This is a genomic window from Streptomyces sp. NPDC006384, assembly GCF_042870695.1.
In the GTDB taxonomy this organism is placed as follows: domain Bacteria; phylum Actinomycetota; class Actinomycetes; order Streptomycetales; family Streptomycetaceae; genus Streptomyces.
In genome coordinates, this window is sequence record NZ_JBIAHR010000005.1 from 321,109 (window position 1) to 332,840 (window position 11,732).

Genomic DNA, 11,732 nt, shown 5'->3' on the forward strand with positions numbered 1-11,732 from the left:
GTCACACGAAAGCACTGCCGAGGTGCCGCTCAGCAGCGTAACTTGGCGTCTCAAGACGCCCGCCGACCGCAGCCACCTCCCACTGGCACCGCCGCCACCACCTGCCCGTGCACCGACCGCCGAGGGGTCCCGTTCCGTGAGTCTGCATCCCACCCTCCAGCCCTACGCCGACGCCTGGACTCACTCCATCGAGGCGATATCCGAGCTGGTCCAGTCGCTTGTGGAAGCAGAGTGGAACGGCCGCACCCCCTGCCCCGGCTGGTCGGTGCGGGACATCGTCTCCCACGTCATGGGGCTGGACTCCGAGATGCTCGGTGATCCGCGTCCGATCCACACGCTCCCGCGCGACCTGTTCCACGTCACCAACGAGCACCAGCGCTACATGGAGATGCAGGTCGACGTCCGCCGCCACCACACGGCACCCGAGATCACCTCCGAGCTGGAGTACATGATCATCCGGCGCAACCGCCAGCTGCGGAACGAGTCGCGGGACCCGGGCGCGAAGGTGCGCGGCCCGTACGGGACGGAGCTGACGCTGGAGGAGTCCATGCGCCGGCACGCCTTCACCGTGTGGGTGCACGAGCAGGACCTGCGCACGGCCCTGGGCCGCCCCGGCAACCTCGACTCCCCCGGCGCGCACGTCACCCGTGACGTGCTGCTCGCCGAGCTGCCGGGTGTCGTCGCCGAACGCGCGGACGCGCCGCGCAGCTCCGCGGTCGTCTTCGACGTGCACGGCCCGGTCGAGTTCCTGCGCACGATCCGCGTCGACATCCAGGGCCGCGGCACCCTGGAGACGGTCCCCGCCCTCGGCCCGGCCGCCACCCTCACCCTCGACTGGGAGACGTACGTCCGTCTGGCCTGCGGCCGGGTGACCCCGGCGGCCGTCGCGGACCGCGTCAAGACGGAGGGCGACCCCGACCTGGCGGCGGCGATCCTGCGCAACTTCGCGGTGACGCCGTGACGCCCTGACGCCGGGTGGGGGATCAGCCCGTGCGGCCGTCGGGGACGAGGCCGTTCAGGCCGAAGCGGGGCCCGGGGGCGGCAGCCCCCGGCCGGCCCGCACTCGTGCCCGGCGCCTACACCGGCACGTGCACCGTCTCCACCCGGCTGACGACCGACCGCTCCCGCTCCCTGCGCGCCGCCCGCCTCCGCAGCCGCAGGATCTGCGACACACCCAGCGCCTGCAGCACGAACACCGACGCGAACGCCACGGCGTAGTCGTCCCCGGTCGCGTCCAGCAGCACCCCGATCGCGAACAGCGTGGTCATCGACGCCACGAACCCGCCCATGTTCGTGATCCCGGACGCCGTCCCCTGCCGCTCCGGCGGGTTCGCCGGCCGCGCGAAGTCGAAGCCGATCATCGACGCCGGCCCGCAGGCACCGAGCACCGCGCACAGCACGACCAGCAGCCACATCGGCGCGTGCTCGGCCGGGTAGACGAGCGTCGCCGCCCACAGGAGCGCCGTCGCCCCCACCGTGCCGAGGGCCAGCGGCAGCCGCGCGCCGTGGTGCCGGGCGATGATCTGGCCGTAGACGAGGCCGACGGCCATGTTGGACAGCACCACGAGGGTGAGCAGTCCGCCGGCCGTGCCCCGGGACAGGCCCTGCGCCTTCACGAGGAACGGCATCCCCCACAGCAGCAGGAACACCATGGCCGGGAACTGGGTGGTGAAGTGCACCCACAGCCCCAGCCGGGTGCCGGGCTCCCGCCAGGAGGCGGCGATCTGCCGGCGTACGTACGCGGCCCCCTGGTGCCCCGAGGGCTCCGGTTCGTGCCCCTCGGGGTGGTCCTTCAGGAAGAGCACCAGCAGGACGAGGACGACCACGCCGGCGAGCGCGCTGCCCGCGAAGGCCGCGGTCCAGCCGATGCCGTGCAGCAGACGGGCGATGACGAGCGTGGAGACCAGGTTGCCCGCCATGCCGGCGAGACCGGCGAGCTGGGCGACCATCGGCCCGCGCCGGGCCGGGAACCAGCGGGTGCCGAGCCGCAGCACGCTGATGAACGTCATCGCGTCGCCGCAGCCGAGCAGGGCGCGGGAGGCGAGCGCGGTGCCGTACGTCGGCGAGAGGGCGAAGCCCAGCTGTCCCACCGTGAACAGGACGGCGCCGATGCCCAGCACCTTCTTCGTGCCGAGCCGGTCGACCAGCAGGCCGACGGGTATCTGCATGCCGGCGTAGACCAGCAGCTGGAGGATGGAGAAGGTGGACAGGGCGGAGGCGCCCACGTGGAAGCGGTCGGCCGCGTCGAGACCGGCCACGCCCAGGGACGTGCGGAAGATGACGGCGACGAAGTAGACGGCGACGCCGATGCTCCACACGGCGATCGCGCGCCGGCCGCCCGGAGGCTCCCCCGGAGGGGGAGGATCCCCGGGCAGGGTGTTCTCTCCCGGCGCGGCCGGACTCATCGGGCCTCCCCCCGGGCCAGGTGCGAGAACCAGCCCACGTGACGGTGGACCACACCGACGGCCGCCTCCGCGTCCCCGGAGCGCAGCGCGTCCAGGATCTCCCCGTGCTCGGCGAGGGTCTTGGCGATCCGGTCGGGGTGGGAGTGCATGACGGCGACCCCCATGCGCAACTGACGGTCGCGCAGCTGGTCGTAGAGACGGGACAGGATCTCGTTGCCCCCGCTGCGGACGATCTCCGCGTGGAAGCAGCGGTCGGTGACGGCGGCGGCGGCGAAGTCCCCGGCGGCGGCCTGCTCGTGCTGGCGCACCAGCAGCTCCTCCAGCCGCTCGACGAGCCCGGGCGGGGCGGGTACGGCCTTGCGCGCCGCGTGCTCCTCGACGAGGAGCCGGGTCTCCACCACGTCCGCGATCTCCTGGGCGGAGACGGGCAGGACGAGCGCGCCCTTCTTCGGGTAGAGCCGGAGCAGGCCCTCCACCTCCAGCCGGAGCAGCGCCTCGCGCACCGGCGTGCGCGAGACGCCCACGGCCTCGGCGAGCTCGCCCTCGGTGAGCAGGGTCCCGCCCTCGTAGCGGCGCTCGAGAACGGCCTGTTTGACATGGGCGTACACGCGCTCTGCGGCAGGGGGTCGTTTCACGGCCGTGGTCATGTCCACAGGATAGATACAACAGGGACGCAAGAGGGCGCCCGTCCAGGATGCGGACGCGCTCCACCCGTCAGGGGGACGCGCCCGCCGGCGCCGCAACCATCCGCGCCCTCCACGTGTCCCACAGACGCGGCCCATGCTGTGACGACCGCAACGGGGCCCTGCCGCAAGGGCTTTCACGACAAACGGGGTACTTCACTTGATGAACGGCATTCAGGACATCCGCCTTCGCCGGGCCGTCGCCGCCGCCGTGACCACCGGCGCCGTGCTCGCCTCCACAGCCCTCACCACCGCACCCGCCCGGGCCGCCGCGCCTGCCGCACCCGCCCAGGCTCCCGCCGCACTCGCCCAGACTCCCGCCACGCCCGCCGCCCTCGCCCGGGCCGCCGCCGTGCCGTCGATCGCCGCCAAGGGCGGGTTCGTGATGAACGGCGCGAACGGCAGGGCGCTCTACACCAAGGGCGCGGACACCAGGCGTCCCACGGGATCCACGACCAAGATCATGACCGCCAAGGTCGTGCTCTCGCAGCCCAAGCTGGATCTGAACGCCAAGGTCACGATCCAGATGGCGTACAGCGACCACATCGTGAAGCACAACGCCTCGTCCGCCCGCCTGATCGTCGGCGACAAGGTGACCGTCCGGCAGCTGCTGTACGGCCTGATGCTGCCGTCCGGCTGCGACGCCGCGTACGCGCTGGCCGACAAGTTCGGGACGGGGAGGACACGGGCGGACCGGGTGAAGTCGTTCATCGGCAGGATGAACTCCACCGCCAGGAGCCTCGGCCTGAAGAACACCCACTTCGACTCGTTCGACGGCATCGGCAACGGCAGGAACTACTCGACGCCGCGGGACCTGACGATCCTGGCGAACAGCGCAATGAAGAACTCCACCTTCCGCACGATCGTCGGGACGAAGAAGTACACGGCGAAGACGGTCACCAGGAAGGGCGGCACCCGCACGATGGCGCCCTGGAACAACACCAACACCCTGCTCGGCAGTTACCGCGGCGCGACCGGCGTGAAGACCGGCTCGGGCCCGGAGGCGGGGTACTGCCTGGTCTTCGCCGCGACCCGCAAGGGCAGGACGGTGATCGGCACGGTCCTGGCGTCCTCGTCCGCGGCACAACGCGCCAAGGACGCGACCAAGCTGCTGGACCACGGCTTCGCCAAGGCGGGATGACACCGGCGCACCCGCGCCTCCCCGCGCCCCCGCCCCGCACTCCGCGCCTCGGGAAAGGGCCCGTCGCCCTCGCGACGGGCCCTTTCCGCTGCCCGAATGGAATTAATGGTGATAGCTTCAGTAGCACCATGCTGCTGAGTCTGGACAAGACCGACACCCGTCCCCTGCACGAGCAGGTCGCCGGCGCTCTCCGGCGCGCCATCGCCGAGGGAGAGTGCGGCCCCGGCGACCGCCTGCCCTCGGCACGCGACCTCTCCGAGGCCCTGGACGTCAACGTCAACACCGTGCTGCGCGCACTGCGCGGTCTGCGCGACGAGGGGCTGCTGGAGTTCCGCCGGGGCCGGGGGGTGACGGTGGCCCAGGACGCGCCCCGGGACTCGGGGCTGCGGATCCGGGTGCGGGAGCTCGTCGCCGAGGCCGCCCGGCTGGGTTACAGCAGGACCGATGTCATCGACATGATCAGGGGGATGCCGTGAGGAACACGACGGGGACGGCCGGGGCGACGGTGGCGGCCAGGGCCACGGCGGTGGTCTGGACGGCCGGTGTCACCGCCGTCCTCGTGGGACTGCCGTTCGTGGCGCGGGACCGGCTGCCCGACCGCCTGGCGACCCACTGGGACCTGGACGGAGGGGCCCCCGACGGCTCGATGCCCCTGTGGGCGGCGGCCTTCTTCCCGGCACTGCTCTGGCTGGTGACGGCGGCGGCCACGGCCGTACCGCTGCTGCGGAACGGCCCGCGGGCGGCCCGGCCGTGGGCCACCACGGTCCTGCTGCCCGTCGGTGTGGTCCTCGGCGGCGCGCAGGCCGCCGTCGTACGGGCCAACCTGGACCGCGCGGACTGGCACGAGGCCCGGCAGCCGACCGCGTGGCTGTTCGCGCTCCTCGCCGCGGCCGTGCTCGCGTCGGTGGCGGGGTGGCTGGCCGCCACCCGGCGGCCGGCGGCCCGGGGAAACGGCGCGGAGGGTGCGGAGGGCGCGGAGGGCGCGGAGCCGGAGACGGAGGCCCCCGCACTGGAGATTCCCGAGGGGCGGCGGCTGGTGTGGTTCTCCCGCACGGCCAACCCCTGGCTCCAGCTGCTGGCGGCGGCGACCGGCCTCGTCGCCGCGGGCGCGCTCGTCGCCCTGATCGGCGGACTGGGCGCGCCGAGTGCCCTGTGGCCCCCGCTCACCATCTGCGCCGTCGCCTCCCTCTCCTGCGCCGTGTTCTCCTCCGTGCAGGCCCGTGTGTCGGAGCGCGGTCTGGAGGTGTCCTTCGGCCCGCTCGCCTGGCCCCGGCGCCGCTGGGCGCCCGGTGACATCGACACGGCGTACGCCGAGGTCCGCCTGCCCTCGCAGGTCGGCGGCTGGGGTTACCGCTTCAGCGGCCTCGGCACCACGGTGATGCTGCGCGCCGGGGACTGCCTGGTCGTACGGGCCCGGGGCCGCCGTACGGACTTCGCGGTGAGCGTCGACGACGCGGAACGCGGCGCGGCCCTGCTCAACACCCTGCGCGCCGGAGGGCGGTGACACCCGCCGAGCACACCACGCCGGCCGGTGCCGCGGTTTCCGTTCAGCTTCGCTCGCAGTCGTGAACATCCGCGCACCGGCTGGCATATGCCTTCGGCTCCGCTCTACGTTCCGCGGCGGAGGTGGTTCACGTGAACGAACCCAGCAAACGGCAGAACTCCGCCGAGCGGCACGAGGCGATCGACATCAGCGACTTCGTGTACGCGGCCACCGGCGCCCGGGTGCGGAGACTGACCATGCCGGACGGAAGCCACTGGTTCCCGGCTGTGGACGTCTGCAAGGAGTTGGGCTACACCACGACCCGTAAAGCACTTCTCGACCATGTCCCGGAGGAGCATCGAGACAATCTCGAGACAGTGACTGGAAGTCACTGTCTCAGCATTCCCGCAGGTAGGAGCTGGCGCCGAGACCTTCAACTCATCGACCTCCAAGGTCTGATCCTGCTCGTCAACGCCTGTACCAAGCCGGCCTGCGCACCCTTCAAGCAGTGGGTCGCCGAGGTCATCGAGACCGTCCAGCGCGACGGTTCCTACACTCTCGACGAGGCCGAGGTGCAGCCTTCCGTGCCGGGTGCTCCGGTCGCCTACGCCATGCCGGAGCAGGTCGCGGAGGCCATCGTCCGGCTGGAGGCGCACAACCTCCAGCTCGACGAGGAGCTGGCCGACGGGCAACGCACGTCGATCGCGCTGCAGAGGGAGCTTCTGAGCTCGCAGAGAGACGCGCTGGACGTCCAGAAGGAGACACTGGACGTCCAGAAGGCCGCGCTCGCCGTGCAGCGGGAGACACTGGCCGTGCAGCGGGAGACACTGGCCGTGCAGCAGGCCACCCTCGCCGTGCAGCAGGCCATGGTCCGGGCGTTGGAACGCATCGCGGACCGGTTCGACACGCTGGTCCTCCGGCGTCACGCGCCCCGGAGCCGCGTCGCCGCGCTGCCCACCACGGAGTCGGTGCTGGCCGACTGGCGGCAGCGGCTGTCCGTGACCGAGGACGTGTGGGCGGTGGCCGTGGTGATCGCACCGGTGCTCGTCGAACAGGGCGAGCTGCGCGTGCCGTCGGCATCGCTCTCCGCCCGCACGGGACTTTCCGCGCGCCGTGTCGACGAGTGCCTCCGGCTGCTGCGCGAGCACGCCTGCATCCACGTACGGGACGGGGCCGAGGACGGGGCCCCGGTGTACGTCCTCCCTCAGGGCTGAGTACGGCACAGGAAGGCAGCGGGAGGGGCGCCGCAGAACGAACGTGCGGCGCCCCTCCCGCTCGCGAGCCTGCTCAGATCACGGGACTCACGCCCAGGTGATCAGTCGCCTCGGCTGTTCCAGGACCGCCGCGACGTCGGCGAGGACCTTGGAGCCCAGTTCGCCGTCGACCAGGCGGTGGTCGAAGCTGAGGGCGAGGGTGGTCACCTGACGCGGCTTCACCTTGCCCTTGTGGACCCACGGCTGGGGCTTGATCGCACCGACCGCGAGGATCGCGGACTCGCCCGGGTTGAGGATCGGCGTGCCGGTGTCGACGCCGAAGACGCCGACGTTGGTGATGGTCACCGTGCCGCCCTGCATGGCGGCCGGGGACGTCCTGCCCTCCCTGGCCGTCGCCACCAGCTCGCCCAGCGACTCGGCCAGCTGCGGGAGCGTCTTGGTGTGGGCGTCCTTGATGTTCGGCACGATCAGGCCGCGCGGGGTCGCGGCGGCGATGCCCAGGTTCACGTAGTGCTTGACCACGATCTCCTGCGCCGCCTCGTCCCAGGACGCGTTGATGTCCGGGTTGCGTTTGATCGCGACCAGCAGGGCCTTGGCGATCAGCAGGAGCGGATTGACCCGCAGGCCCGTGAACTCCTTGTCCTGCTTCAGCTCCTCGACCAGCTTCATCGTGCGCGTCACGTCGACCGTCACGAACTCCGTGACGTGCGGCGCCGTGAACGCCGAGCCGACCATCGCCACCGCCGTCGCCCTGCGCACGCCCTTGACCGGGACGCGGGTCTCGCGCGCCGTGTCGTACGACACCGCGGGTGCCGGGGCCGCGGGAGCGGAGGCGGGAGCCTGCGCGGGAGCGGCGGGGGCCGCCTGCGGCGCCTCGGCCGGTGCGGTGGCGGGAGCGGGGGCGGGGGCGGGTGTCACCGCGGCGTGGACGTCCTCGCGCGTGATGACGCCGTCCGGGCCGGAGGGCACCACGGTCGTCAGGTCGACACCGAGGTCCTTGGCCAGCTTGCGCACCGGCGGCTTGGCGAGCGGGCGTCCGCGGGTGACCGCGCCGGCCGGTCCGCGGCCGTTCATCTCGGCCTGGATCGCGGCCGACGCCTCCTGCGCCGGCGCCTCCTGGGACGGGGTCCCGGGGCTCTTGCGCGGGCGGCGGCGGGTCGAGGAGGTGGCGACTCCGTAGCCGACCAGGACCGGCTGGCGGGCGGCCGGCTTCTCCTCCTCCGCCCCGGGCGCTCCGGGCGTCCCGGCCGGTGCCGGTTCCGGTGCGGCCTCCTGCACCGGGGCTGCGGCGGCCGCGCCGTCGCCGACGGCGACCGCGATGATCGACGTGCCCACGTCGACCGTGGTGCCCTCGGGGAAGTGCAGCTCGCGGACCACCCCGTCGTAGGGGATGGGCAGTTCGACCGCGGCCTTGGCCGTCTCGACCTCGCAGACGATCTGTCCGTCGGTGACCGTGTCACCGGGCCGGACGTACCACTTGAGGATCTCGGCCTCGGTGAGTCCCTCGCCCACGTCGGGCATCTTGAACTCGCGTACGGAGCCTTCAGTCATCGTCGTCAACGCCCTCTCCCTCAGTACGCCAGCGAGCGGTCGACGGCGTCCAGCACCCGGTCCAGGTCGGGCAGGTACTCCTCCTCCAGACGCGCCGGCGGGTACGGCGCGTGGTAGCCGCCGACCCTCAGCACCGGGGCCTCCAGGTGGTAGAAGCAGCGCTCGGTGATCCGCGCCGCGATCTCCGCGCCCGAGCCGAGGAACACCGGGGCCTCGTGGACCACGACCAGGCGACGGGTCTTCTCCACCGACGCCTGGACCGTGTCGAAGTCCAGCGGGGAGACGGACCGCAGGTCCAGCACCTCCAGGGACCGGCCCTCCTCCGCCGCCGCGTCGGCGACCTCCTGGCAGAGCTTCACCATCGGGCCGTAGGCGACCAGCGTGAGGTCGGTGCCCTCGCGCACCACCCGCGCCTTGTGCAGCTCGCCCGGGATGGCCTCGGTGTCGACCTCGGCCTTGTCCCAGTAGCGCCGCTTCGGCTCGAAGTAGATCACCGGGTCGTCGCTCTGGATGGCCTGCTGCATCATCCAGTACGCGTCCCCCGCGTTGGAGGGGGAGACCACCTTCAGGCCCGCCACGTGCGCGAACAGCGCCTCGGGCGACTCCGAGTGGTGCTCGACCGCGCCGATGCCGCCGCCGTAGGGGATGCGGATGACGACCGGCAGCTTGACCTTGCCCAGCGAGCGGGCGTGCATCTTGGCCAGCTGCGTGACGATCTGGTCGTAGGCCGGGAACACGAAGCCGTCGAACTGGATCTCCACCACCGGCCGGTATCCGCGCAGGGCGAGGCCGATCGCGGTGCCGACGATGCCGGACTCGGCCAGCGGGGTGTCGATCACCCGGTCCTCGCCGAAGTCCTTCTGCAGCCCGTCGGTGACCCGGAAGACGCCGCCGAGCTTGCCGACGTCCTCTCCCATGATCAGGACCTTGGGGTCCGACTCCAGCGCGTGGCGCAGCGACTCGTTGATCGCCTTGGCCAGCGCCATGCTTGTGGATGTCACGGTCTCCGCAGCCATCTCAGACCCCCTCGGTCTCGGCGAACGACGCCTGGTAGGCGGCGAACTGAGCCCGCTCCTCGTCGACGAGCGCGTGCCCGTCCGCGTACACGTTCTCGAAGATGGCGAACCGGTCCGGGTCGGGCATGGCTCGGACCACCTCGCGCACTCGTCTGCCCAACGCCTCGCTCTCGGCCTCCAGTTCCCCGAAGAATCCCTCGTCCGCGTGGTTTGCGGACTCCAGGTAGCGGCGCAGGCGCAGGATCGGGTCCTTCGCCTCCCAGGCGGCCCGCTCGTCGTCGTGCCGGTAGCGGGAGGGGTCGTCCGAGGTGGTGTGCGCGCCCATGCGGTACGTGTACGCCTCGATCAGCGCCGGGCCCTCGCCGCGCCGGGCCCGGTCCAGGGCCCACCGGGTGACCGCGAGGCAGGCCAGCACGTCATTGCCGTCGACGCGGACGCCGGGGAAGCCGAAGCCCTGGGCGCGCTGGTACAGCGGCACCCGGGTCTGCTTCTCGTTGGACTCGGAGATCGCCCACTGGTTGTTCTGGCAGAAGAAGACCACCGGGGCGTTGTAGACCGCCGCGAAGTTGAAGGCCTCGCTGACGTCGCCCTGGCTGGAGGCGCCGTCACCGAAGTAGGCGATCACACCGGAGTCCGCGCCGTCCTTGGCCACGCCCATCGCGTAGCCGGTGGCGTGCAGCGCCTGGGAGCCGATGACGATGGTGTAGAGGTGGAAGTTGTTGCTGTTGGGGTCCCAGCCGCCGTGGTTCACGCCGCGGAACATGCCGAGGAGGTTGGTCGGGTCCACCCCGCGGCACCAGGCGACGCCGTGCTCGCGGTAGGTGGGGAAGACGTAGTCGTCCTCGCGGGTGGCGCGGCCGGAGCCGATCTGGGCGGCCTCCTGGCCCAGCAGCGAGGCCCACAGGCCCAGCTCGCCCTGGCGCTGCAGCGCGGTGGCCTCGGCGTCGAAACGCCGGGTGAGCACCATGTCGCGGTACAGACCGCGCAGCTCCTCGGGGGTGATGCCGACGACGTACTCGGCGTACTGCGCGTAGGCCGCCTTCCTGACGCGCTTGCCCTCGGGCGTCAGCAGCTGCACGAGCTCCGTCGCGGAGCCCTTCCCGGCAGCGGTGCGGGTGGTGCCGGTGGTACCGGCCTTGGTGCCGGCCGCCTTGGTGCCGGTGGTGCCGGCCGCCTTGCTTCCGGCGCTGCGTCGCGGCTTGCGCGCGGCAGTGCTCTCCACGGTCACGTGTGCTCCTCCGTCGGTCCGGCCCCCGGGTTCGCCGGGTGCCAGTGCGGCTCACCTGCGCCCCGGCGGTCGCACAGGGTGGGTGCGGCCGATCGGGAACAGGCGTGACAGGTGCCCCGGCGAGCATTCCTGCAAAAGGCACGTTACCCAGTGCTTCACATTTCTGTGAAACCCCTCCTGACCTGCGTTTTTACTCGGATTTCCAAGTAAATCGACAAAGCGGGGAGGTTTTACTGGTCACAGCCTCGCAGGGGGCCGGAACAACGGCACGTTATCCCGGTCACCCCGGGCGCGGGAAGAGTCGGTGTGTGACACTGAGCGCGTGCGCGAAGAAGGAAAAATCCGGGTATTCCTCCTCGACGACCACGAGGTGGTACGCCGGGGTGTGCACGATCTGCTGGCCGGCGAGTCCGGCATCGAGGTCGTCGGCGAGGCCGGCACGGCGGCCGACGCGCTCGCCCGGATCCCGGCCACCCGCCCCGACGTCGCGGTGCTCGACGTCCGGCTCCCCGACGGCAGCGGCGTGGAGGTGTGCCGCGAGGTCCGTTCCCGCGACGAGTCCGTCCACTGCCTGATGCTCACCTCCTTCGCCGACGACGAGGCCCTCTTCGACGCGATCATGGCCGGGGCGTCCGGGTACGTCCTCAAGGACATCCGGGGCGCCGAGCTGCTGTCCGCGGTGCGGGACGTCGCGGCCGGCAGGTCGCTGCTCGATCCGGCGGCCACCGCCCGCGTCCTGGAGCGGCTGCGCGAGGGGGGCACCCGGGGCGACGACCGGCTCGCCCGACTGACCGAGCAGGAGCGCCGGATCCTGGAGCTGATCGGCGAGGGCCTCACCAACCGCGCGATCGGGGAGCGCCTGCACCTGGCCGAGAAGACGATCAAGAACTACGTGTCGAGTCTGCTGGCCAAGCTCGGTATGCAGCGGCGTTCCCAGGCGGCGGCCTTCGTGGCCCGCATGCAGGCGGAGAACCGCTGACGGCACCCGCCGCCGAGCGACGCGGAAACGCC

11 protein-coding genes are annotated in these 11,732 nt (G+C 71.9%); 6 read left to right on the plus strand and 5 right to left on the minus strand.

Going from position 1 to position 11,732, the window contains the following annotated elements:
- Positions 1-136: 136 nt before the first annotated feature.
- Entirely contained in the window at positions 137-961 is an 825-nt protein-coding gene (locus ACFYOJ_RS09075; RefSeq protein WP_356557514.1) for a maleylpyruvate isomerase family mycothiol-dependent enzyme, read from the plus strand.
- A 115-nt stretch (positions 962-1,076) separates the two neighbouring features.
- Here ACFYOJ_RS09075 and ACFYOJ_RS09080 read toward each other — a convergent pair whose 3' ends face one another.
- Both ACFYOJ_RS09080 and ACFYOJ_RS09085 read right to left on the minus strand, forming a co-directional pair.
- The gene (locus ACFYOJ_RS09080; RefSeq protein WP_356557513.1) at positions 1,077-2,405 is read right to left on the minus strand and encodes an MFS transporter; all 1,329 of its coding nucleotides are present in this window, start codon (positions 2,403-2,405) and stop codon (positions 1,077-1,079) included.
- The gene (locus ACFYOJ_RS09085) at positions 2,402-3,052 is read right to left on the minus strand and encodes a GntR family transcriptional regulator (RefSeq protein ID WP_356557512.1); all 651 of its coding nucleotides are present in this window, start codon (positions 3,050-3,052) and stop codon (positions 2,402-2,404) included. The genes ACFYOJ_RS09080 and ACFYOJ_RS09085 overlap by 4 nt, the downstream gene beginning before the upstream one ends.
- Before the next feature lie 199 nt (positions 3,053-3,251).
- Between ACFYOJ_RS09085 and ACFYOJ_RS09090 the strand changes: the two genes are divergently transcribed.
- The 4 genes from ACFYOJ_RS09090 (at position 3,252) to ACFYOJ_RS09105 (ending at position 6,926) form a co-directional block, all read left to right on the plus strand.
- Positions 3,252-4,229, plus strand: coding sequence for a D-alanyl-D-alanine carboxypeptidase family protein (locus ACFYOJ_RS09090; protein WP_388596415.1), 978 nt, complete (start codon positions 3,252-3,254; stop codon positions 4,227-4,229).
- 128 nt (positions 4,230-4,357) lie between these two features.
- On the plus strand, positions 4,358-4,705 hold the full coding sequence (locus tag ACFYOJ_RS09095) for a GntR family transcriptional regulator (protein WP_356557510.1): 348 nt from the start codon (positions 4,358-4,360) through the stop codon (positions 4,703-4,705).
- Positions 4,702-5,733, plus strand: a complete 1,032-nt coding sequence (locus ACFYOJ_RS09100) for a DUF1648 domain-containing protein (protein WP_356557509.1) — start codon at positions 4,702-4,704, stop codon at positions 5,731-5,733. Before ACFYOJ_RS09095 ends, ACFYOJ_RS09100 begins: the two co-directional genes overlap by 4 nt.
- Positions 5,734-5,864: 131 nt before the next feature.
- A complete protein-coding gene (locus ACFYOJ_RS09105; protein WP_356557508.1) occupies positions 5,865-6,926 on the plus strand; it encodes a Bro-N domain-containing protein in 1,062 nt (353 codons plus the stop codon).
- Positions 6,927-7,013: 87 nt separating this feature from the next.
- Here ACFYOJ_RS09105 and ACFYOJ_RS09110 read toward each other — a convergent pair whose 3' ends face one another.
- The 3 genes from ACFYOJ_RS09110 to pdhA are packed head-to-tail and all read right to left on the minus strand — an operon-like array spanning position 7,014 to position 10,721.
- A complete protein-coding gene (locus ACFYOJ_RS09110) occupies positions 7,014-8,477 on the minus strand; it encodes a dihydrolipoamide acetyltransferase family protein (protein WP_356557548.1) in 1,464 nt (487 codons plus the stop codon).
- Positions 8,478-8,497: 20 nt separating this feature from the next.
- A complete protein-coding gene (locus ACFYOJ_RS09115) occupies positions 8,498-9,463 on the minus strand; it encodes an alpha-ketoacid dehydrogenase subunit beta (RefSeq protein ID WP_356557547.1) in 966 nt (321 codons plus the stop codon).
- A gap of 31 nt (positions 9,464-9,494) precedes the next feature.
- Positions 9,495-10,721, minus strand: coding sequence for a pyruvate dehydrogenase (acetyl-transferring) E1 component subunit alpha (pdhA, locus tag ACFYOJ_RS09120; RefSeq protein WP_356557507.1), 1,227 nt, complete (start codon positions 10,719-10,721; stop codon positions 9,495-9,497).
- Between the two features lie 322 nt (positions 10,722-11,043).
- Here pdhA and ACFYOJ_RS09125 point away from each other — a divergent pair, with 322 nt between their 5' ends.
- Complete coding sequence (locus ACFYOJ_RS09125; RefSeq protein ID WP_356557506.1) at positions 11,044-11,700, plus strand: response regulator transcription factor; 657 nt, start codon at positions 11,044-11,046, stop codon at positions 11,698-11,700.
- Positions 11,701-11,732: the final 32 nt, after the last annotated feature.

Bases quoted from the DNA above. Each gene is read 5' to 3' on its own strand.
- ACFYOJ_RS09080 (WP_356557513.1), bottom strand. From the start codon at position 2,405: ATGAGTCCGGCCGCGCCGGGAGAGAACACCCTGCCCGGGGATCCTCCC.
- ACFYOJ_RS09110 (WP_356557548.1), bottom strand. From the start codon at position 8,477: ATGACTGAAGGCTCCGTACGCGAGTTCAAGATGCCCGACGTGGGCGAG.
- ACFYOJ_RS09090 (WP_388596415.1), top strand. From the start codon at position 3,252: ATGAACGGCATTCAGGACATCCGCCTTCGCCGGGCCGTCGCCGCCGCC.
- ACFYOJ_RS09085 (WP_356557512.1), bottom strand. From the start codon at position 3,052: ATGACCACGGCCGTGAAACGACCCCCTGCCGCAGAGCGCGTGTACGCC.
- ACFYOJ_RS09115 (WP_356557547.1), bottom strand. From the start codon at position 9,463: ATGGCGCTGGCCAAGGCGATCAACGAGTCGCTGCGCCACGCGCTGGAG.
- ACFYOJ_RS09095 (WP_356557510.1), top strand. From the start codon at position 4,358: ATGCTGCTGAGTCTGGACAAGACCGACACCCGTCCCCTGCACGAGCAG.